Raw genomic sequence first — 21,478 nt, forward strand, 5'->3', positions numbered from 1 at the left:
GGAAAAGATTCCGACGGATGGGGGTCTTTCTTGTTGACCGTTCCCTCAAAACTTACTCAGGATTGTCCTGAAACCGATACAACTTACCTCCAGGTATGTACTCCTCGGCTCATGGAACGAACATGGCACTACGGTTCGGGAGTTTTTAAGTTATCATTCAATTCTTTTCATCATGAAACAAGTTGTCCTTGCGACTCTGTTGGTAGTAAATTCGGTGAACCTGTATGCCCAGGTGGGTATTGGCACGACCACGCCCAAAGCCTTCCTCAACGTACCGACCGGGCGAACCGTGCTCTTCGGCCAGGATACTAACCAGGTAAGCGATACCAGAAAACTCATTTGGTATGGCAGCATAGGTGCCTTTCGGGCAGGCATTGTCGTCAGTAATAACTGGAGCCGCTCAGGGCCTAATGATTTCACCAATGTCGGGGACGGTTCGTTTGCGACAGGCTACAACACCAAGGCCTCAGGCACTTTTTCATTTGTCAGCGGCTATTATTCTGTCGCCACAGGCTATAGCGCTACGGCCCTGGGCCAGTATGCCAATGCCACGGGTTATGGGGCCACGGCCCTGGGTTACTCTCTCTTTGCTTCCGGGCAATATGCCACAGCCCTGGGTGCCTATACAAACGCAAATGGTGAGTATTCCACGGCGATGGGTACTTCGGTGGAGACCAACAGCCATGCTGGTTCATTTATTATTGGCGACAAAAACTTAGCCATTAAATATAGAAATTCAGCCGATAACCAGATGATGATGCGTTTTGGAGGTGGGTACATGCTCTACAGTAATAACCCAGGCAATCAGGCCACCGCTGTAGGTGTGCAACTACCCGCTGGTGGCAACGCCTGGACAACCATTTCCGACTCGACCCGCAAGGAGAACTTCCGTAAAGCCGACGGCGCATCGTTTCTGCAAAAGATTGCCACGATGCGACTAGGCAGCTGGAACTACAAAGGCCAGGATGCCCACCAATATCGTCACTATGGTCCCATGGCTCAGGACTTTTTTGCCGCCTTTGGGCACGATCAACTTGGTACAATCGGCGAAGACAAGAGCATCAATCAGGCGGATTTCGACGGGGTGAATCTGATCGCGATTCAGGCGCTGATCAGGGAAGTGAACCAACTCAAGGCTGAAAACGCAGTCCTCAGGCAACAGGCGGGTGAAACGGCCTCATTAAAGTCGGATATGGAGCAGGTCAAAAAGCAACTGGCCACATTGCTGAAGCAGTAATACATCCGATCAGCCAGCCCCGTCAATCTTGGCGGGGCATTTGCACGCGGCAGAACCGTGTGCAAATGAATGGGCTACAAATACCCGGCACTATCGGCACCGGGTTTTCGTGCCCCATTCTATACAGAAAAGGCTTTTCTTACCGGCGGTAGGTGGTCGTTGCCTGCTCATAGATTCGCACGCCAGGTATCTCGCGTATCCCATTCGCAACATCTGCTTTGATAGCTCCCTCATCGATGATCCAGTAGCCATTAGGCACCTGGTTGGGGTCAACGATCTCAAAACTCCATTTCATCTGTACCCCTTTTGGTATTGCCACCAGCGCTACCTCTGGTGTAAGCCAGTTGGTCTGCTCATTCTCCTCGGCGGGCGTATGCTCAGCGGCCTCTTCAAGTTGATGCTGGCGAATGCGCAGCATCTCCCGGTTGTAATGTTCTATGGCTTCTTTCAACGGTTTCATGGCCGTCTCGATAGGGGCTGTCATTTCTTTCTCGAGCTCCATCCAGTCGTGTTTCTCTTTGTCGAGCTGACGGGTGATCTTGAGCCGCTCTGCCCCAACCAGCTTAATCAGGTCGTGGCCTTGCGCAATATGTTTTAGCAACGTTTCCTGCTGATCGGCGCTACCGCAGATGGCAGGCTGCTTGCGAAGGAAAGAGACGTACTCTTTGATAGAGGCCTGTAGCAACTGCCGGCCGTTCGAATCGTTGAGGGATAGTCCCGTGTTTGGCTTGGTCTGTGTATCCATGTACCTAAAAACACGTAGTATGTATAAATGTTAGTAAAAGTAGGCTTATAGGCTGTAGTAAGTGCTGTTTTGTGAGTTATTTACCCTTCCCATTCCTGGATGCCTGTCTTAATAAAGTGGTTCTGGAGCAGAACGGTGCTGCTGTCCATCGATGCGGCTTTCCTGTCAGCAGACGGCAGTCATTCTCTTACTGATTCGCATACGTAATGCGTCCGATCAGATACAGTTTACGCTCCGGTAGCACCCCCGAGCTGATGTAGTAGCGAGTGACTCGCCCCTGTTTATCATACTCATAGCGATAAGTTTGAGTCGTGGGGTTAAAACCCGTTGGATAGTAGATTAATTTAACGATCAGGTTCCGACTGGCGGTGCCCAGAAACTGGTGGGGGTTTGGAATATTGGGCTGAGCAGGATCGTATTGACAAAGCGTTCCGAAGAGTTGGGTTTCTGCGGGGGCAGCCGGTGTGCCCGGCTGGGTCAGGACGCTACCAGTTACATTACCCGCGTCAATGGTACGGCTCAACCGCCAGTGTCTGTATACCGCCTGATTGGAAACCATGGTCGTTTGGGTCAGGTACCCCTGTTGGTCATAGCGCCGTAGCGTGTCTTGAGCCCGGTCCTCAAAGCTAGCGTTAAAGAGCATACTGACTCCGCTGTAGCCATTATCCCCTTCACTATAGCGCCCCTCAAACCGGGGCTGGCTGGTGACCAGCCCTTGCTCAGTGAGGGGAAGATACTGTTGAGTAGCGAAGGTGCCATACGTATATGAACCACTCATCCGTTTGCCTTCCTTGAGTATGGTCACCTGAGTGGGGCTATAGCTGTAGGTATACGTTTGAAACGATTGAGAACGCCCATACTCGGTGTCGTTTCGGTACCCATTTGTTCGCTGTGTGGTTAGTCGTTGCTGGCTGTCATAGCTGAAGGTGCTGCTGGTTGCTGTGGCAATGGAATAATAGGCATCATCGATTTTGAGCCAGACAAGCGTATCGCCAGTCTGTACCGTAGCCGTGTTGGAGGCAGGTCCTGATACAGACCACTCCTGCAACTGGGCAATCTGATCGGTTGAGCGGGGCGCTAAGGGCGTTTCCTGCTGACAGCTGAAGCTAGTGAGTAACAAACAGGTTACGGCTAAATAGTTGACCACCTGATTGGGGATCGATGCTGTCCCAAAAATGCACTTGTCAAGTTGATCGATTAAAAGCATCTAAATACGTCTTATGGCTGTGTCAATTGTACTAGGCTTTGTAATGGTTCGGCCATCGTCATCGATAGCCCTTAGCCTGGGACTTTCTCATGGAACAGAGCCATTCCAGATGAATACCTGAAAATACCTGGCCTCATTGGCGCCATTTTTTTCATAACCTACTCCATAAAGCCAATTTGCTGGGTCAACTAATCTTCGATTGCCTGAATTCTTGTCTCCATGAAACCATGCATCTACTCCTGAAAGGCACGCAGCTCTTAAAGCAGCAGGAGCGCTCGTTGCGGCTGGTTAAGCCAAAATAGCCACAGTATCAACTTAACGATCAGGTTCCGACTGGCGGTGCCCAGAAACTGATGGGAGTTTGGAATGTTGGGCTGAGCAGGAGCTGTTCATCGGCTAGTTGTGTAGCCAACCAACGACGAATACGGAATAGAAGCTGGGCCGCAATGAGTAAGCACTTACCCAGAAACGCAGGCTTTCATTTCAGGCTGGGGACTACTCAATTCAGGCGCATTCCCTGGCTATTCATGCACAGACTGGTAGGGGCTTATAGGATTGACAGTCACCTTTGTGGGCTCATCTGGTTGAGCTACCTTAACGTAGGCAGTTAACAGATTTTCCATGCCCTCTCCAACCCAATTCGCCAATCAACATTCGGCCGATACAGCCGCCATCCTAACCATCGTTCAGCAGCAAACCACGGCCTGGAATCAAGGCGATGCAGTAAGCTATGCACAAGCCTTCGCAGCCGACGGTACCTGTACCAATGTGCAGGGGATGTTCTTGCAGGGCCATCAGACCTTTCTGGAAAAACATGCGCTGATTTTCAACGGCGTCTATAAAAATACCCGCTTTGATCAAAAGCTTGTCTCGCTACGCTTTGTGAGTGCTGATGTAGCGATTGTAGAAACAATAGCCTCGCTCTGGGGACTCTCGGTTACTCCGCCCGCTGGCATTCATTTCGATAGCAACGGCAGACTCAACACGCGGGTGTTGCAGGTACTGGTCCGAGAAACCACGGGCTGGAAGATTACGGCTTATCACAATGTCGATATAAAGGCCGGCCTGCCGATACCGGAGCTAGAGTAATTGCAGGCAAGGTGATGAATCAGAATGCGGTGAAGTTTGTTGACTCAACCGAAATAGTAGCGTGAGTTACATCATCTTTGCTGCTGTACCGGTTGGGCACAAGACCGGTCATCATTGTTGTGTATGAAGTCAGTGTTGTCTCTGCCTGTTGTTTTTTTGCTGATTGCGTTCCACCGTCCGACTCCGCCTGTCAGTGCTGATGACGTGTTGCAGCGTACACTTGCCAGGCTAACGGCCCTGAAAACGGTACGCTATCAGTATTACCGCGACGTGAATTACCGGTCGGAATCGTATCGCAACGAACTGTCGGGAAGTATGTACCTTGACTTTCAGCAGGGGAAGAATCCGGTAGGATTCTGGTTTCAAATCGATAGCGATGTAAACAAATTGATTTACAATGGGGAAACATTGCTGACCCTGGACAAGACGGAAAAAACGATGCGTGTGGAGAAGCAGCCTAGTATCAATAGCTTTTCATCTATTTCTTTTTTCTACAACTCAATCGTCACGCTGCGCAATTCGCTTAAATTCATTACTGCCGATACAAAGATTCCTAAAACGCTGGTTGATACGACTGTCTATGGCAAGCCTTGCTACCAGGTGAGGTTCGCTTTGCAGAGTCGGGTGCTGGAAAATTTGGGACGCTTTAAAGAGCTAACTACTGAGCGGGTCATTATCTACAAGGTGATCGTGGATAAGCAAACGTATCTACCAACACTAGTACTGCAAACCAATAACGTAACCCCGCAGGATTACGTACTCACCCGCTTTTCAGAATATAGCCTGGACGGAGTTAAACCTGCTGACACGAGCTGGTATTATCTGACCTACGTCAGCGAGTATAAACCCTTTTTTCAGAAGTGAGAGTTGGAGTGATTTAGCGGAGTTGGGCCGCTAGGTAAACAGCCTGCTTGTTCATTTTCTATGGATCTGGTCGTGGATTAAGATGGACATTTTCCTGTATCACATTGATTAGCTGAGTAATATGAGGCAAGTAAAGGCAACAATGCTTACCTCAGGCACCACCGGATTAATCGCAGAACAACGGCTCTAGGATGACGCCAGGCTACGGCGGAAATCAGTGGGGGTGTACCGATAATATCGCTTGAATAACTTGTTTAGATGGCAAACGTCGGAGAAGCCAAATTCATCGGCAATCTGCGAGATGGTCATCGTGCTTAGGCTCAATCTTGTTTCAATCTGTTTGAGTTTATAGCGGATCGTATATTGCTGAATGGATTCGCCCACCTGTTGTTTAAACAGGGCCCCTAAGTGGCTTGCCGAATAATTGAAGATATCCGCCAGTTTATCCATACGTAATAGATCGGGCTCCGTAATGTGCTGACCAATATAAGCCACGATCCGTTGAATAAACGCCGAAGGATGTGCTGACCGCGGGTGTCCGCCATACGAATGTTGAGCAAGATGACGATCTACTATACTCAGGATCGTCTTCATCAGCGACTCGACGACTGGGTTCGATAGAAATGGGTAAAGACGCTGCTGCTCCACGACAAGAATTTCGACTAATGTCAGCAGGTTCTGTTGATCGGTTGGGTTGGCAACTACTGTACCTGATACCGGTGCGCTGTACTCGTTAATGTGCGGCCATACATGGGTATTCGTTGTTATTAAATCGGCTAAAAATAACCTTGTAAACGACAGCTTATAAAAGCTGGTCGTTTGAAATAGGTTGAAGCTATGACTGCCGGAAGGGCGCAGAAAAAATACATCCCCTGCCTGGTAAGTGAACCGATTCCCATTGACGACAAGCTCACCCATACCTGTCTGAATAAACACTAGTTCATAACAAGCAGGTCGTTGTACTGGTGTAGACCAGTGGTTGGTTTCAACATATTCGATAAATAGCGGTTCGTGCTGGATGGAATAGCTCATGACAAAGGCGATTTAAAAGAAGTGAGTCTGCTTTACAACCTCCATTGCCAACACAGTGCCACCATGTCAAAAAGATTGACATGGTGAATATATATGCCTGAATATTAGTAAGATAAGTAGATTTTCGAATTGAAAAAGTGGCTCCAACATAATAGAGACTCCAATATGTTGGAGGTAGGTACTGGAGTAGATGGTACGTTGTACCTTTACGCATCATCAATGCGGTTAACGTACGATGGACTACCCTACTGAATTAACCCGTCTACCTTCGCTACTTGTGGTGGAAGATGAGTTTTTAATAGCGCATGACCTTAGCCGTATCCTGATAAAAGCGGGGTATCAGGTTATTGGTCTGGCCGGATCGGTGAACGAAGCCAAAACGATGGTGGCTGAGCAAACTCCGGATATTGTGCTGCTGGACATTTTCCTGGATGGTCATGAAACTGGAATCGATCTGGCTCACTGGCTGAAGGAGCAATCGATTCCTTTCGTTTATCTGTCCGCCAACCTGACCGACGGCCTCCTGGAAGCGGCTAAACACACCCAGCCGTTTGGTTTTCTGACTAAGCCATTTCGGGAGAAAGATGTGCTGACAACCCTCGAAATAGCCCGTTACCGTCATGCGCACAGCGAAGAGGCCAAACTTCGTCAGCAACAGACGATTCAGATTGCCGTTAACAATGCCATAGTCAATATCCAGGATCGGGAGCAATTGTGTCTGGCCATTGCCCGCCAGATCAACCAACTTGTGCCTTTTTCCTTTCTCAACCTGCGTATTGGCCTGCCTGACGAATCGTCGTTTTACTGGCTGATGCTGGGAAAAACCGCGGCAAATACGTTTGTCCGGGTGAATCTGGCCGCCCTGTTGCGCAGTGAAGCGGATACGCAATTGCTTGATAAGCTGGACCGCGAAGCACCGGATCGGCTGGGCGAACAAATGGGCGTATTCACCGGCGAAGCCTTCGACCAGCTTTGCGACAACTACGTAACCGCCCGCTCGTGCCGCGATTATTTTGGGGTTCGCTCGCTGATGCTGTTTCCTATTCCGACCAAGCGGAATTCGATGACGACGATCATTTTGTCCAGTGCGTTAGCGGATGGATTTACTCAGAAAGATTACCAGGCGGTTAGTTTGATTACACCCCAGATTGCCCTGGCACTGGATAGTTTGCTGGCGTATGAAGAACTGGAAGCCCGCCAACAAATAAAAGCTATTGAACTGACGATTGTGAATGCCTTCTGGAATGGAAGTGATTTAAAGACAATTTTAGCCCAGGTGGCCGGCAGTATCAATGAACTGATGCCCGTCGATCTGGTGGCACTCTACCAGGTTGGCCGATCGTCGGAAACTGTGGCGATCGACAGCCTGGTCCATAAGGAGGCTGGCTCTTTTATAGCACTGACCGAACAGCGGTTACTTCACCAGTATGGGATTCAACGGGCCGACTGGAAACAGGCCCTGTCCGATATGCGCTCCTGGCTAATTAAGCCAACGCTCAGTGTAGGCTGTCAGTTTACCGCCGGAGACCCCGAAAACGCAACGAATAGCTTATACCGCAAACTGGGCTTACAGTCAGCGATGTACGTCCCGATTTTTATTAAAGACCAGCCGATGGCGTCGCTGGTACTGGCTAGCCGGGCACCGTATTCGTTTACCTACAAAGACCTTAGTACGCTACAGGATATCAGCATTCAGATGGGCATGGCGCTGGAGAATCTACTGGCCTTCGAGCGAATCAAAATTTTGAGTGAGCAACTTGAACTGGAAAAAACCTACCTGACCGAGGAAATAAAAACCACTCATAATTTTGAGGAAATAGTCGGTGTCAGTTCCGCTTTACACACCGTTTTTAAAAGCATTGGACAAGTGGCTCCCACAGACTCAACCGTACTGATTCTGGGCGAAACCGGAACTGGTAAGGAGCTGGTCGCCAGGGCTATCCACAATTTGTCGTCCCGAAAAGGCCGGACGATCATCAAAGTGAACTGTGCTGCACTTCCTGCCCAACTCATTGAATCCGACCTGTTTGGGCATGAACGGGGTAGCTTTACGGGAGCGATCGAAAAACGAATTGGTAAGTTTGAGCTGGCCAACGGAGGTACGCTGTTTCTGGACGAAATCGGTGAACTTCCCCTCGAATTACAGGCGAAACTGCTGCGGGCGATTCAGGAAAAAGAAATCGAGCGCCTGGGTGGGAAAGGTCCTATTCAGATCGACACCCGGATCATTGCGGCCACCAACCGAAATCTGCTGCAGGAAGTGGCCAATGGCCGATTCCGTTCCGACCTATATTACCGACTGAATGTATTTCCCATCATCGTGCCGCCCCTCCGGGAGCGCCCCGACGATATTCGCCCGCTGGCGATGCATTTTCTTCGACGCATCAGCAAGAAACTGGGTAAGCCCCTGACCAGCATCGCCAATACCTCGCTTCAGCAATTGCTTACGTATCCCTGGCCGGGCAATATTCGGGAACTCGAACACGTGCTGGAGCGAGCGGCCATTTTGTCGCCAACGGCTACGCTGGAACTAGCCGAACCGCTACGAACCAGTCCATTTACAAACTCGCCGATTATTACCAGTCTATCAGTGGAGGAGGTGCAGCCCATTGACGAAACCATGCGGGCGGCTATTCTGGCAGCTCTGGCCAAATCTGGAAATCGGATTCGGGGCCGCGGTGGTGCAGCTGAACTACTAAACCTGAAACCGACAACGCTGGAAGCTCGGATGAAAAAGCTGAATATTGCCCCACAAGCCAAGCCGTCTACGTTCTGAGCCCTCAATCAGACTGAGATCTGACTCGGTCTGGTCTTGTTGACTTTTGCCGTTTGGCTGAATTCTAGCTGGATGTGTACACCTGCATCGTGCTGAATGACCAGCGTTCCTCCCAACTGGCGGCTTAGCCCCCGAATTATGGTCAAGCCCAGCGTCTGGGTGCGGTTGAGATCCAGCCCGGTGGGTAGGCCTACGCCGTCGTCGGCAATCGTCAGCCGGTACGTTAGCGTTCCCGCCGGCTGAAATTGTACCGTTATCAGCCCTGAGCGGTCCAGCGGAAAGGCGTATTTAAGCGAGTTTGTTACGGCTTCGTTAATGATCAACCCAATCGGTATAGCCTGCGACACATCTAGCTGAATAGCCGACACGTCAAGTTTTGTCCGGATCGATTCCGTATCTGGAAAGGACTCCACCAGATAATCGACAATCTCGCCGATTAATTCGGGCATATTCACCAACGCCAGATTTTCTGACTGATACAATTTCTGATGAATCAGGGCCATGGCCTGCACTCGGTTCTGGCTGTCTTTGATGGCGGCTATAGCTTTAGGCTCCTGCAAAAAATCCAACTGTGCATTGAGCATACTGGTAATGATTTGCAGATTGTTTTTTACCCGGTGGTGAATCTCCCGGAGCATCCATTCTTTTTCTTCCAGCAACCCTTCTTTTTCGCCCAATACCTGCTCCAGTGAGCTATTTTTCTGATTGATCTCGGCCTGCTTGGCATGAAGCAACTGGTTACTTCGCTGTTTGAGCCGATACCTATTATAGCTGACACCCAGCAAACCGGCGAGCAGCACCGCTCCGGCAATGATCCCGTTGCGCGTCGTTTTTTCGTGCGTCAGTTCGATTTGCTGGAGCCGGCTTTGTTTACGGAGCAGGTCAATGTCATGCTCTTTCTGGCGGGTATCGTATTTGATTTGCAGGCTGGCAATCTGTTTACTTTTGACTTCGTTAAAAAGCGAGTCGTTCAGGGCTTTGTGCGTTCGAAAATGACGAATAGCCTCCACGTAATTCCCCTGCGCCGAATCTATTTTGAATAAAAGCAGATGAATGTCTTTTATAGTCGATAGCGAATTTTTCTGCGGAAAAAAACTAAGCGCTTTTTCTAAATGATAAGTCGCTTGTTTAAGGTCATTTTGCTTAAAATAGAAGGTTCCCAACTCCTGTTCGGCCTGTTGGGAAGCCTCAAAATCGAGGCCATTTTTGGCGTACCAGGCCAGCGTTTCTTTGTAATACTGTTCGGCTAACCGCGTGTTATGCAACGCTTCGTAACAGTACGCTAAATGCTGGGCGACGCAGGCTTTCTGAATGAAGGTGTTGGTCGGGATTTCCTGGACCAGTTTTTCGATTAACTGAAGCGCTTGCTTTGGTTTTTTCTGCGCAATCAACTCTTTCGCAATAAAACCAGCGGTATTATACAGCGCAAAGTTGGGTAACTTTTCCTGCCTCCATTTGGCAAGTGATTTTTCCTGCCATTCGATGGCTTTCCGGTGATTGCCTGTCTCCTCATAGATCCGCCCCAGGTCGCCGTAGAAGGCAGCCGCCGAAACCGTATCGGCCGTCTTATGCATACTGTCAATACACAGCATGGCGTAACGCAGTCCCTTTTCGTAATCACCCATCAGCGTACCCACGCTGGAGAGGGCATTATAGGTATAGTGTAACTTGGGATAGCCGATTGCTTTATAGCGGCTTAACACGTGTCGTAAAGTTGCCTCAGCGCTGTCTAATTTTCCTGCATAGAGATATGTGTCCCCGATTTCTTTCAGAGCGTGGATTTCTTTTTCGGGCTTATGTAACGCTTTATAAAGAGCGGCTGCCTGACGAAAATTGGCAAAAACAGGCCTGTAATCCGGATCAATGTTTCTCAGCCAGATACCCAGCCGGAAGCGGGTATTGGCTTCACCCATCCGATCGCCTTTCTGCTGGCAATCGCGAATCAGCTGCGCAAACCGGGTCCGACCAACCCGATTGTTGCCGCCTTCCATATCCGCAATCACCAGCATACTTTCAGCGTCGTGTTGCCAGGTTATCCGGTGCAGGGAGTCGCTTAGTTTTTTGGCCTGGATGAGATACGTTCGGCCGCTGTCTAAATCGATTTGGGATTCTCCCGGTTTGTAGATGTGAAACTTACCCAGCTCGAGCAGGATAGGGAGTCTGTTTTCGTCGGGTCGGCTGCTGCGCAGTTCACCGAGTAAACGGTTTACCTGCTGCCGATTTATGTTTTGCCCACCAGCGGGTAAGGCCAGTAAACCTAGTGCCCAAAAAAGAACCAGTCGCTTACAACGGCATACCCTTAGCCGGCTGGCAATCCATCGGACAATGACCCTATCCCTCTCTGGCGGCATACTGCTTTTCAGGTTTTACAGGAACACCCCTACTATCGGTAAGCCAGTGAAAATCGGCGGAATAGGAACGTGTTTTACAAATATAAGCTTAACCGCGTTTTCTTGCCGGCCAATTCATAGGGGTTCGTTCAGGAGGCATACAACCATTTGGCCACCAGTCGAACGTAGCGGGGCATAATCACAAACGTCATCAGGGCAACAATAATCGAACTCGTCAGTAAACTTTTGAGTAAAGGAACAGCCAAAACGGGAAGTGATTGAACCACAGGGTCGAGTAGTTGCGGAATGAAGTAAGAGAGCGGAAAAATAGCCGACAGCGTCACTAGAAACTGCTTGTAAGGTGGGGCCGTCTTAGGGCTATGTGGGGGCGTAAACCAGAACTCAAGCCCGGTCTTGATGTCAATTTTTTCATTTTCATTCAGCAGAGGCCGCACAGTCTCGATCATTCGTTTGCGAGTATCAGAATTGAGCCAGTTTCGCAGATTTGCTTCCGAATCGAAGTGCAGAACAATGGTATATTCATCACTCTGTCCGTGCGGTCTGATTACGTTGACACCCCGATGCCCGACGGCCGCCTGCGCCAGGGGGACAATTTCCTGTAGCCAGTTTTCATACGCCTGAACCTGCTGTTTCAAGGGCCGCTGTACGATGATGGTCGTAACGGCACTATCAGCTTTGATGGGAATACTCGCTGACATACTACGCATTGTTTAGGGCTCGATATGCCAATATAACGTATTTCGGGTTTTACGGTTGACTGATCCGTAGTAAATACGTATGCTGCCCCGAGAGCACCAGCTCACCCCGCTGGTTGTGAACAGCAACCGCCGTTACGACCTGACCCGTATCGCCCTGAGACACCAGGTCTGTAATAGTCAGGGCTGAATACAGCGTGTCGCCGGAATGGACTTCTTTCAGAAACGTACAGGACAGTTCACTGAAATTGATAAATACCTCGCCGATGAAATGCGGAAACAGCGTAGCGCCGGGCGCAGTAAACGCCAATACCTGAAGACCATGAACCACCGGGGCCGAGTGCCCATGCTTGCGAGCCCACTCCACATCGTAATGCACCGGGTGATTATCGCACGAGACCGTCTGAAAAGCCGACGCATGGGCATCGGTCAGCGTGCGGCTGGGAGCCCGAAACACGTCGCCGATGCGCAGGTCTGCGAACGTTTTTGGCGGAACGATCAGAAAGGAGTCAGGATCGAATGAGTGGCTGTCAGCAGCGGATGGAGGAGTGGTTACACTATCCATAGACTTGTATCGTATCGTTTAGTTTGTCTTCAACTGGGGTAAGCTTTGCTCGATCTTCGCCCGTGAGGCTTCGTACTGCTTCGGCAGTTTTAGTCCGCTTCCCAATTCGGCCAGCGGTTCGTCGACCGTAAAGCCAGGATTATCGGTAGCTATCTCGAACAGGACACCGCCGGGTTCGCGGAAGTAGAGCGAGAAAAAGTAATCGCGATTAATTTTTGGGGTGATTTGCAAGTCACTGGCCAGGATCTTTTCCCGAAATTCCATCTGGATGGCCTCGTTGGCGACCCGAAACGCTACGTGGTGATTCGTCCCGGCAGCATTACGCCCGAGCCTGCCGGTTGGCTCTTCCAATAAATCGACAATCGACGCGTTGGGCACGGCGTCCGTTTGGAACCGGTAGCGATTGCCTTCCTGCGCCAGTTGCCGATATCCAAACACATCGGTCAGCACCCTGGCGGTGGCGTTAATGTTTTGCAGCGTCAGGGTAACACTGTGAAAGCCCTGCGTGGCCATATCCTGCTTGATGTCATCCGTTTCCCAGGCTGGGCGACCGTCTGGCTGTTCAGATACAATGAGTGAGGCCGCGAGTCCGTCGGGATCGGTAAACGGCAGATAGGTTTCTCCGAAGCGCTCGGCCTGTTCGCCCATCGACACACCCGACTCCCGGAAACGCCCGATCCAGTTATCCAGGCTACCCTTCGGAACGGAATACCCAATTTCGGTGGCCATACCCACGCCGTTTCTTCCAGGACCGATGCCTTCCCAGGGAAAAAAGGTCAGGATGGTACCGGGCATACCTGTTTCGTTGCCGTAGTAAAAATGATAGGTGTTCGGATCATCGAAATTGACCGTCTTTTTCACCAGACGCAGGCCCAGCACATGCGTGTAAAAATCATAGTTGCGCTGCGCATTGTTGGCGATGGCCGTAATGTGGTGCAGGCCTAAAATGGAATCGTTCATAATGAAATTAGGGGCATTTTATGGTCATCGGTGGGCATTTTGTAGTCATTAACAATCATTCAATGCTCAAGGGATTTCAGAGCCAGAAAACCAATGACGATCAATGACCATAAAATGACCACCTATGACTGACTTACTTCGTTCCCAGCTTCCCGGCCGCTTCGATAATGAAGGATGCGATTTTTTCCGGTTGCGCCAGCATCGCTACGTGGCTGGTTGGCACTTCCAGCGTGGTGGCTTTAAGCTTTTTAGCCAGCGTCCGTTCCAGATCGGGATTGATCATCCGGTCGTTAGTCGCTACAACGTACCAGGAAGGTTTGGTTTTCCAGGCTGCTTTCGTGATTTTTTCCTGCAGGGCCGAAAACGCCTGTGGTCCCTGCGTAGCCAGAATCAATTGCTGCTCCGACTTGGGCAGATCCTGTGCAAAATCTTCAAAGATGCCTTTGGGAGACATACTCACAAATCCGTATTTATCGGGACGAATCTGATCGTTGCCGGGCGTGGCGGAGGCAGTCTGTACCAGTTCTAAAAACGACTGGCCTTCGTCGGGGGCCGCGGCTGCTACGTAGACCAGACCAGCCACCTGGTCGTGATTACCTGCTTCCGTAATCACGACGCCACCCCAGGAATGACCCACCAGTAAGACTGGACCATTCTGCAGCTCGATAGCACGTTTTGTAGCGGCAACGTCATCACCCAGCGAGGTCAGCGGATTTTGCACCGCCAGGACGTTGTAGCCTTTGGCTTCCAGCAGCGGAATGACCTTCGACCAGCTTGAGCCATCGGCCCAGGTGCCGTGCACCAGCACAATGTTTTGTACTCCCTTCCCAGTGGTCTGAGCTGGTGTTTCGTCGGTTGTTGACAGCGTCATGGTTATAATGATTGAGGAAATGGCCAGCAAGCGTTTTAGGGTTGCCATAATGCAGTGTTATTGAAAGAGGATCGACAGCGTATAGGGTCGCAACTCGTCGATGCCCTTCTGAAAAGTGGATTAAACTTCCGATTGAATAAAGGCCAGTAAGTCAGCGTTGATGGTGGCCGCTTCTGTGGTAGGCATACCGTGCGGAAATCCGGGATACGTAATCAGACGGCCATTCTTGAGCAATTTGATCGCTTTGCGGGCCGCAACATCGATTGGTACTATCTGATCATCTTCGCCGTGCAGCACCAGAACCGGTATGTCGATATTCTTGAGGTCTTCCGTAAAATCGGTTTCGGAAAACGCTTTGATGCCGTAATAATGCGCATTGATACCGCCCATCATTCCCTGACGCCACCAGTTATCCCGCACACCCTGCAGGGGAGTCGCACCGGGCCGGTTGTAGCCGTAGAAAGGCAAGGTAAACTCGTTGAAATATTGCGGACGTCGGGTAGCCGTACCTTCCCGAATCTCATCGAACACCGACATCGGCACCCCGTCCGGATTGGCTTCGGTTTTTACCATCAGGGGCGTAACGGCACTGATTAGCACCGCTTTGGCCACCCGTCCCTGTCCGTATTTGGCTACGTATCGCGCCACTTCTCCGCCACCCGTGGAATGGCCGATATGGATAGCCTCTTTCAAGTCCAGATACTCCACCAGTTCGGCAGCATCGGCGGCATAGGTGTCGATGTCGTGTCCGTTTGGCGCCTGAGATGAGCGCCCGTGTCCCCGGCGATCATGGGCGATTACGCGATACCCCTGTTTCAGAAAGAACATCATTTGGGCGTCCCAGTCGTCGCAGGATAACGGCCAGCCATGATGGAAGACGATGGGCTGTCCGGTTCCCCAATCCTTATAGTAAATCTCGGTACCGTCTTTGACTTTTAACGTAGGCATAGTTTTGGAGATGTAAGAGTTGACAATTTCGAGGAGATCTAAATCTCTTCGATTACCGAGACAAAGTTGGTGGGAAGTGGTTTGCCAGTAGCGGTACGAATCGAGGGAAAAACGGTATAAATTGACGGTTGTATAGAGCCGTAGACCAAGGGTTGCGGTCGACAGCTAGCCCCGTTAATCAGCGGATCTCCATTCAAATAGAGTTTTTCATGAACGGTTTTGATCGCTGAGTATATCAGATTGAATCAATGAATATAGGGGGTAAATTAGATTGATAATTCGTCCGGTAGCCCATGTTCATCGTAGAAGAAATGAATGCTTTCAATGGCTAACTCAATAAGCATAGAAAGGTCATTGTATTCATTATCAGTGAGATACTGCTTTTGGTTGTGCCTTGACTCACGGAGCGCAACTGGGTCATCGAGGGCGTGTAGATAACTGGGTTGGTTCGATCATTGCCCAGGCGGGTGTGCTTAAAACCCCTTTCTGTTTGCTAAAGTGATACCCCCTATAAAGCAGGGTAGTTAGGTTCTGTTTTTAACCTCGAAAGCCTGGTAGGATTATCCTGAAAAGACAACATGAATTGGTATAGAACCCAGAAAGGATAAAATAATGGCACCTTTCTGGATTCTATACGGAGCTAGTTTTTATACTTCTATATGAATGTCATACTCTCGGGATTAGAACCTAACAGCCAAGCGCATAGAGGGCTTGTCGATAGCGGAACACTTCTCCGATGGCCATGTAACGGTGAAGTATACTTACTGCACCGTTACATGGGCGGCCGCTTCACTAATGAAGTTGGCTACTTTGTCCGGTTGTGACAGCATGGGTACGTGACTGGACGTAAGCGTAAGGGTGGTCGCTCCGATGTTTTTCGCGAAGATATGTTGCAGATCGGGGTTAATCATGCGGTCTTCACTGGCCGCAATGTACCAGGCGGGTTTGGTTTTCCAGGCGGCTTTCGAAATTTTTTCGGTTGGTGCAGAAGCGGCCCAGGAGCCCTGCGTCGCCCAGATTAGATTTCGTTCGGCAAGGGGTAAATCCTGTGCAAAATCCTCCTGCACCCCTTTTTGCGTTAGTGAGAGAAAGCCCGATGCATCCGGTTTCGCTTCACTAAGACCGGGAGCGGGTGGTACACTCTGGGAGGCATCAATGAGCGACTGTGCATCATCGGGCGCAAAGGCCGCAACGTAAACCAGACCAGCCACAGCCGGGTCATTGCCAGCCTCCGAAATGACTACTCCGCCCCACGAGTGACCCACCAAAAGTACAGGGCCGTTGAGTAAGGCGATTGCCCGTTTGGCGGCTGCTACGTCGTCGGCCAATGAAGTCAGCGGATTTTGCACCGCAATAACGCTTAGTCCTTTGGCTTCCAGCAGCGGAATTACTTTAGACCAGCTCGATCCATCGGCAAAGGCACCATGAACCAGCACAACATTCGATACGCCCGTTTTTGCCAATTGGGCGTCAGCGGCTGAGAGGGTTGAAAGGGTCATAACAGGAGTGGTTAGTGCGCTCAAAGCGCGATTCAGTGTATTTATGAACTGTTGGCTCACGTTGACATTAGCCCATCGACATACCCCCGTCCACGATGAGTTCGGCACCCACCACAAACGAGGAATCATCCGAGGCAAAGAACAGGGCCACTTTGGCTATCTCTTCCGGTCTGCCAAAGCGGCCAAGCGGAATGGCATCGATAATGCCCTGATTCATTTGGGTGAGTTGCTGGTCCGAAATTCCTAGTTTAGCCGCACTATGCAACGACGTATCGACAGGCCCCGGACTGATGGCGTTGACGCGGATCTGGCGGGAGATCAACTCGACAGAAAGGTTTTTGGCCATGGTCAGCAAGGCTCCTTTCGTGGCGGCATACACGCTGGCACTCGGTGCGCCAACGTGCGCATTGATGGACGTATTGAGCAGGATGGAGCCACCATTTTTGAAAAAAGGCACCAGCGCCTGAATCGTGAAATAGGCTCCCTTGAGATTGGTGTTTACACTTTCGTCGAAGATGGCTTCTGTCATGCTCTCGAAAGGAGCGAATTTGGCAACCCCGGCATTGACAAACAGAATGTCGATGGAGGAGAAGGTTGCCTCAACGAAGGCGGCCAGATGCCCGGCATTTCCCGGAATACTGGCATCCCAGACGATACCGTAGGCTTTTTCGCCCAACTCAGCAGTGAGTTGATCCAGCGACTCCTGACTGCGGCCGGTGATGAGAACAGTAGCTCCCTGAGCGATAAACTCTTTGGCGGTGGCCAGGCCGATACCACTACTACCACCGGTAATGATGGCTACTTTGTTTTGAAGACGATTCATGGTTCTATGATTAAATGGGTACGACGTTTAGAAGCGGAGCCGATACAGATAAGGTTAGAACGGATACTGTCGGGCCACTTTCTGAACACTCACCCATTGAACCGTCGTCAGTTCGTCCAAAATAAAATCACCGCCAAAGCGCCCGGTTCCCGACGACTTTTCGCCCCCGAATGGCGTATGTACTTCGTCGTTGGCCGACTGGTCGTTGATGTGCATCATCCCCGTTTCCACCTGCCGAGCCAGCTGCATACCCCGGTAAATATCTTTGGTGTATAAGGCCCCACTTAAACCAAAGTCGGTTGCATTGGCCAGCTCAATGGCTTCCTCATCGGTAGCGAACGAAACCAGCCCTACGGCCGGACCAAAGATTTCCTCTTTGAAAATGCGCATAGCCTTCGTGACACCCGATAACACCGTAGGCTGCAGGACGTTACCGTCGGCTGCATTTCCGGTTTCGACCACAGCGCCATCGGCTACGGCACTTTGCAGAATGCCCAGAATACGCTGAACCGATTTATGGTCGATCAGCGGGCCGACCACCGTGTTTTTATTTGCCGGATCACCGTAGGGAAGTTGCTTTACCCGGCCGACAAATTTGGTTCTGAATTCATCGTACAGGCTTTCGTGAATGAGAATGCGGTTGGTTGCCATGCAAACCTGACCCTGATGCAGAAAGCGTCCGAATACAGCACCATCGACGGCTTTATCCACATCGGCATCATCCAGCACAATGAACACATTGTTGCCGCCCAACTCCAGTGCCGACTTTTTGAGGCCTTCCCCGGCAATTCGCCCGATCCCTTTGCCTACCGGTGTTGAACCGGTAAACGAAACCATCCTCGAATAGGGGTGAGCCGTGAAGTAGTCGCCCATGATCTCCGACCGACCGACGACGACATTCAGAACGCCAGCCGGTAGCCCCGCTTCTTCCAGCAGTTTGGCAATAATGGTTCCGCCGGTTACCAGCGATTGGGAGGCCGGCTTGACAACCATGCTGTTGCCGACAGCCAGTGCCGGGGCGATTGTCCGCATGGAGAGGTACAAAGGGAAATTCCAGGGGCTGATCAGGCTGACGATACCTAATGGTCTTCGGTATACGTATGTCTCTTTCCCATCAATCGTCGACGCGGTAGTACGTCCGTGCATGCGGGTAGGGAACGAGGCCGCTTCGACCAGAATATCGTGAGATTGCTGCACTTCCAGCCATCCTTTCAAATAAGTACTTCCGGCTTCTCGGGTCAGCCAGTCAATAAACTCCTCCTGACGTTCCAGCAGAAGAGCAGCGGCTTTCAGAAATACATCCCGACGAACGAGTGGATTCGTGGCGGACCAGGCCGAAAAAGCCTGTTTGGCGGCTTCAAAGGCTGCGTCCACATCATCCGTTCCTGCCGAAGGCAGCGTATGGATTACTTTATCCGTAAATGGATTCAGGTTGTCGATCAGGGTGGCTTCCCGTCCATCAACCCAATGTCCATGAATAAATTGCTTGTTTAACTCGGTGTAAGGAATCGGTCTCTGTAAGGCATCGAGACCAATGGGGGCTTCTAAGGTTAGCATGGTAGTAAGGGAGTTTAGACGGTTGAGAATAACCCCTCGCCTGTCGTAGAGAAGAGGTTGGCGGGGCGGGAAGATTTTATTGGCCAGGTGTTTGTTTTGCAATAGACACCAGCAGACTCGTCACCTCCGCCGGCATCGACAGAAAGGGGCAGTGGCTGCTGTTGAGCGTAAAGGTGGTTTTGATTCCAGCGGCAGCTACCATACGTTTTTGCAGATTTAGTCCTACCGCATGATCCTGCGTGGTATAGACATAATATTTGGCTACTTTGCCGAAATTGGCTGCCGTCAGCGTAGCTGGGTTGATGAAGGGATTGGCCGGTTCGGCCCGGTAATTGTCCACCACCTGCTTCTTCACGGCATCCGATCCATCCTGAATGAAAATAGGAACTAAATTCTCGGGCTTGATCCCCAGCGTAAACTGGTCAGCAGAGGGTACTAAAGCAGGTCCCAGTTGGGAGGTACTATCGGTGGAAGCCAGTGCCAGTAAGCTTTGCCCGTTGGCCGGCAAAAAGGCCCCGATATATACCAGTTTGTCGATACGGCCGGGAATCTTTTCGGCGGTTGCCGATATGACCATTCCGCCCATGCTATGGCCAACCAGAATTACATTTTCGGAGAGGGCATTAATGGCGGCTACTACTTTGTCCCGATACGTATCCATCGACAGGCTGGCAGGAGCGCTGTTATCTGTTCCGTGGCCCGGCAGTTCGACGACAACGACTTTGTGGCCCTGGCCTGCCAGCTGATCTTTTACCGTTTGCCAGACGTAAGGGGCCTGCCAGGCTCCGTGAACCAGCACAAACGTTTTGGAGACAGATGGAACAGCATCATTTTTTGAACAGGACGACAAAAAGAGAACCGCTGCCAGGAGCAGCACGGAGGAGAGGAAGGTTTTCATAGCAATTGATTGATTCGTAGGTGGAAGAAAGAGGGAGCATTAATCAAGATCGATTTTCATGTACTGAGCGGGCATTTCAGCCTGCGGTAATGCCCTGTTAAGCCAGGCCAGAATGTAGTCGGCATCTTCTTTCCAGGTGGGCTGACCCAGCACAAAGTGATTGCGCCCGGTAAATTCTTTGTAGTCTGTAATGGAGTCGGCATGCCGGTATTTCAGGTAATTATCGTAGTTGAGCGAGGCCGGAATGGTATGGTCCGTGCTGCCCGATGTAAGCAGTAACGGAGCATGAGGCTGGCTAAAATCTACGTGAGCGGCTGAGGTAATCGTATCCCGGACGATAAGCTTGGATTCCGGAATGGCGAACCGCTGGTAAGCCGATTTTTGCTGTTCCAGGGGCATGCCATTCGTAAAGGCATATTGCCAGTCCTTGAACGACATCAGATACGACGCATGGGTAGACGTGAAAAAACCGAGGGCCTTCCAGCCCGCTCTCAGAAACGACAGCTTAAAAGTGAATATTCCCTGTGGCGGAACCGAGTGAATAGCAATGCCTGCTGCCCCAAGATTCCGCTGGAGCAAGAGCTGAACCATCAGGCCACCAATGGAATGGCCAATCAAAATAGGCTTTTCGGGAAGTGTCTCCGCAATCCGGGCGTAATAATTTGTCAGGTCCGTCAGCCGATTGGAGGCAATCTGAGCATCTGGCTGTCGGTTTCGTAAAGCGTCGGCGGGGGCATCTTTGTGGGGCCAGGCCGGTGCGAGGGTCGTGTAGCCCTTTTGCTCAAAATAAGCTTGCCACTCCTGCCAGCAATCATTGCTGACAAAGGCACCGGTGATAAAGAGGATGGTTTTGGAACGAATAGGTTTCATGATGTCAATGAGCTGGTTAAACTAGATTCAGGATTCAATCACGTTCAGGAGACTACCGAGCTGCCTACCAAGTGTCGTACCAAACCCGTCAGGCCGGTTCGGAAAGCACCTGCCCGCCACCTGAAAGTCGGTCTGGGCATTGGTAAAGGGGTTTATGAAGCCAAATGAACGGAGCCGGTTGCCTTTGTCGACCAGTCAATTGACTTAAGATCTCTGGTAGAATCTGGAGATTACTGGAGATTTTCGGAGATTCCGGGAGGGCGAAAACGTAAACTTTCGCTATTCAGGGCCATCCGATGTTCCTGGACCCGATGGCGCCGATTGGCATTTAAATTGATTTAGGGCTTCTGGGAATCAACGTAACTCAGACCCGGCTGAAGGTTGGCGTGGCGCTAAGGTTGGCTAAAAACCATTTATCGGTCAACCGCTTATCGGCTGTTCAGTACTATCTTGACTCAATATTCATAGGCAAGAAAATAACTGCTTATGCC

At 50.8% G+C, this 21,478-nt stretch carries 18 protein-coding genes; 4 read left to right on the plus strand and 14 right to left on the minus strand.

Going from position 1 to position 21,478, the window contains the following annotated elements:
• The first annotated feature begins 172 nt into the window (after positions 1-172).
• On the plus strand, positions 173-1,237 hold the full coding sequence (locus ACYVC2_RS14840) for a tail fiber domain-containing protein (RefSeq protein WP_461103232.1): 1,065 nt from the start codon (positions 173-175) through the stop codon (positions 1,235-1,237).
• Positions 1,238-1,376: 139 nt separating this feature from the next.
• Here ACYVC2_RS14840 and ACYVC2_RS14845 read toward each other — a convergent pair whose 3' ends face one another.
• Both ACYVC2_RS14845 and ACYVC2_RS14850 read right to left on the minus strand, forming a co-directional pair.
• A complete protein-coding gene (locus tag ACYVC2_RS14845; protein ID WP_461103233.1) occupies positions 1,377-1,982 on the minus strand; it encodes a hypothetical protein in 606 nt (201 codons plus the stop codon).
• A gap of 187 nt (positions 1,983-2,169) precedes the next feature.
• Positions 2,170-3,189, minus strand: a complete 1,020-nt coding sequence (locus ACYVC2_RS14850) for a hypothetical protein (protein WP_461103234.1) — start codon at positions 3,187-3,189, stop codon at positions 2,170-2,172.
• Between the two features lie 621 nt (positions 3,190-3,810).
• Here ACYVC2_RS14850 and ACYVC2_RS14855 point away from each other — a divergent pair.
• Both ACYVC2_RS14855 and ACYVC2_RS14860 read left to right on the plus strand, forming a co-directional pair.
• Positions 3,811-4,278, plus strand: a complete 468-nt coding sequence (locus ACYVC2_RS14855) for an SgcJ/EcaC family oxidoreductase (protein ID WP_461103235.1) — start codon at positions 3,811-3,813, stop codon at positions 4,276-4,278.
• Between the two features lie 123 nt (positions 4,279-4,401).
• Positions 4,402-5,142, plus strand: a complete 741-nt coding sequence (locus tag ACYVC2_RS14860; protein WP_461103236.1) for a hypothetical protein — start codon at positions 4,402-4,404, stop codon at positions 5,140-5,142.
• Between the two features lie 186 nt (positions 5,143-5,328).
• On the opposite strand, the gene ACYVC2_RS14865 is transcribed toward ACYVC2_RS14860, so the two are convergent.
• Positions 5,329-6,174: an AraC family transcriptional regulator gene (locus ACYVC2_RS14865; RefSeq protein WP_461103237.1), complete on the minus strand. Its 846-nt coding sequence runs from the start codon at positions 6,172-6,174 to the stop codon at positions 5,329-5,331.
• A gap of 235 nt (positions 6,175-6,409) precedes the next feature.
• Here ACYVC2_RS14865 and ACYVC2_RS14870 point away from each other — a divergent pair, with 235 nt between their 5' ends.
• Entirely contained in the window at positions 6,410-8,950 is a 2,541-nt protein-coding gene (locus ACYVC2_RS14870; RefSeq protein WP_461103238.1) for a sigma 54-interacting transcriptional regulator, read from the plus strand.
• Between the two features lie 8 nt (positions 8,951-8,958).
• On the opposite strand, the gene ACYVC2_RS14875 is transcribed toward ACYVC2_RS14870, so the two are convergent.
• The 11 genes from ACYVC2_RS14875 to ACYVC2_RS14925 all read right to left on the minus strand — a co-directional run bounded on the left by ACYVC2_RS14875 (position 8,959) and on the right by ACYVC2_RS14925 (position 20,987).
• Positions 8,959-11,301: a tetratricopeptide repeat-containing sensor histidine kinase gene (locus tag ACYVC2_RS14875; protein ID WP_461103239.1), complete on the minus strand. Its 2,343-nt coding sequence runs from the start codon at positions 11,299-11,301 to the stop codon at positions 8,959-8,961.
• Between the two features lie 128 nt (positions 11,302-11,429).
• A complete protein-coding gene (locus ACYVC2_RS14880; RefSeq protein ID WP_461103240.1) occupies positions 11,430-11,999 on the minus strand; it encodes an antibiotic biosynthesis monooxygenase in 570 nt (189 codons plus the stop codon).
• A gap of 49 nt (positions 12,000-12,048) precedes the next feature.
• A complete protein-coding gene (locus ACYVC2_RS14885; protein ID WP_461103241.1) occupies positions 12,049-12,561 on the minus strand; it encodes a MaoC family dehydratase in 513 nt (170 codons plus the stop codon).
• An 18-nt stretch (positions 12,562-12,579) separates the two neighbouring features.
• Positions 12,580-13,521, minus strand: coding sequence for a ring-cleaving dioxygenase (locus ACYVC2_RS14890; protein WP_461103242.1), 942 nt, complete (start codon positions 13,519-13,521; stop codon positions 12,580-12,582).
• Between the two features lie 133 nt (positions 13,522-13,654).
• On the minus strand, positions 13,655-14,440 hold the full coding sequence (locus ACYVC2_RS14895) for an alpha/beta fold hydrolase (protein WP_461103243.1): 786 nt from the start codon (positions 14,438-14,440) through the stop codon (positions 13,655-13,657).
• A gap of 72 nt (positions 14,441-14,512) precedes the next feature.
• Positions 14,513-15,340, minus strand: a complete 828-nt coding sequence (locus ACYVC2_RS14900; protein WP_461103244.1) for an alpha/beta fold hydrolase — start codon at positions 15,338-15,340, stop codon at positions 14,513-14,515.
• A 761-nt stretch (positions 15,341-16,101) separates the two neighbouring features.
• Positions 16,102-16,839 carry an alpha/beta fold hydrolase gene (locus ACYVC2_RS14905; RefSeq protein ID WP_461103245.1) on the minus strand — a complete coding sequence of 246 codons (738 nt, stop codon included), beginning with the start codon at positions 16,837-16,839 and terminating at the stop codon, positions 16,102-16,104.
• Between the two features lie 67 nt (positions 16,840-16,906).
• A complete protein-coding gene (locus ACYVC2_RS14910; protein WP_461103246.1) occupies positions 16,907-17,662 on the minus strand; it encodes an SDR family oxidoreductase in 756 nt (251 codons plus the stop codon).
• Positions 17,663-17,716: 54 nt separating this feature from the next.
• Positions 17,717-19,219: an aldehyde dehydrogenase family protein gene (locus ACYVC2_RS14915; protein WP_461103247.1), complete on the minus strand. Its 1,503-nt coding sequence runs from the start codon at positions 19,217-19,219 to the stop codon at positions 17,717-17,719.
• A 76-nt stretch (positions 19,220-19,295) separates the two neighbouring features.
• The gene (locus tag ACYVC2_RS14920) at positions 19,296-20,117 is read right to left on the minus strand and encodes an alpha/beta fold hydrolase (protein ID WP_461103248.1); all 822 of its coding nucleotides are present in this window, start codon (positions 20,115-20,117) and stop codon (positions 19,296-19,298) included.
• Positions 20,118-20,156: 39 nt separating this feature from the next.
• Positions 20,157-20,987: an alpha/beta hydrolase gene (locus ACYVC2_RS14925; RefSeq protein ID WP_461103249.1), complete on the minus strand. Its 831-nt coding sequence runs from the start codon at positions 20,985-20,987 to the stop codon at positions 20,157-20,159.
• Between the last annotated feature and the right edge of the window lie 491 nt (positions 20,988-21,478).

Source organism: Spirosoma koreense (assembly GCF_054777875.1).

Bases quoted from the DNA above. Each gene is read 5' to 3' on its own strand.
- ACYVC2_RS14920 (WP_461103248.1), bottom strand. From the start codon at position 20,117: ATGAAAACCTTCCTCTCCTCCGTGCTGCTCCTGGCAGCGGTTCTCTTT.
- ACYVC2_RS14890 (WP_461103242.1), bottom strand. From the start codon at position 13,521: ATGAACGATTCCATTTTAGGCCTGCACCACATTACGGCCATCGCCAAC.
- ACYVC2_RS14905 (WP_461103245.1), bottom strand. From the start codon at position 16,839: ATGACCCTTTCAACCCTCTCAGCCGCTGACGCCCAATTGGCAAAAACG.
- ACYVC2_RS14900 (WP_461103244.1), bottom strand. From the start codon at position 15,340: ATGCCTACGTTAAAAGTCAAAGACGGTACCGAGATTTACTATAAGGAT.
- ACYVC2_RS14885 (WP_461103241.1), bottom strand. From the start codon at position 12,561: ATGGATAGTGTAACCACTCCTCCATCCGCTGCTGACAGCCACTCATTC.
- ACYVC2_RS14845 (WP_461103233.1), bottom strand. From the start codon at position 1,982: ATGGATACACAGACCAAGCCAAACACGGGACTATCCCTCAACGATTCG.
- ACYVC2_RS14875 (WP_461103239.1), bottom strand. From the start codon at position 11,301: ATGCCGCCAGAGAGGGATAGGGTCATTGTCCGATGGATTGCCAGCCGG.
- ACYVC2_RS14850 (WP_461103234.1), bottom strand. From the start codon at position 3,189: ATGCTTTTAATCGATCAACTTGACAAGTGCATTTTTGGGACAGCATCG.
- ACYVC2_RS14860 (WP_461103236.1), top strand. From the start codon at position 4,402: ATGAAGTCAGTGTTGTCTCTGCCTGTTGTTTTTTTGCTGATTGCGTTC.
- ACYVC2_RS14840 (WP_461103232.1), top strand. From the start codon at position 173: ATGAAACAAGTTGTCCTTGCGACTCTGTTGGTAGTAAATTCGGTGAAC.
- ACYVC2_RS14865 (WP_461103237.1), bottom strand. From the start codon at position 6,174: ATGAGCTATTCCATCCAGCACGAACCGCTATTTATCGAATATGTTGAA.
- ACYVC2_RS14910 (WP_461103246.1), bottom strand. From the start codon at position 17,662: ATGAATCGTCTTCAAAACAAAGTAGCCATCATTACCGGTGGTAGTAGT.
- ACYVC2_RS14895 (WP_461103243.1), bottom strand. From the start codon at position 14,440: ATGGCAACCCTAAAACGCTTGCTGGCCATTTCCTCAATCATTATAACC.
- ACYVC2_RS14915 (WP_461103247.1), bottom strand. From the start codon at position 19,219: ATGCTAACCTTAGAAGCCCCCATTGGTCTCGATGCCTTACAGAGACCG.
- ACYVC2_RS14880 (WP_461103240.1), bottom strand. From the start codon at position 11,999: ATGTCAGCGAGTATTCCCATCAAAGCTGATAGTGCCGTTACGACCATC.
- ACYVC2_RS14870 (WP_461103238.1), top strand. From the start codon at position 6,410: ATGGACTACCCTACTGAATTAACCCGTCTACCTTCGCTACTTGTGGTG.
- ACYVC2_RS14925 (WP_461103249.1), bottom strand. From the start codon at position 20,987: ATGAAACCTATTCGTTCCAAAACCATCCTCTTTATCACCGGTGCCTTT.
- ACYVC2_RS14855 (WP_461103235.1), top strand. From the start codon at position 3,811: ATGCCCTCTCCAACCCAATTCGCCAATCAACATTCGGCCGATACAGCC.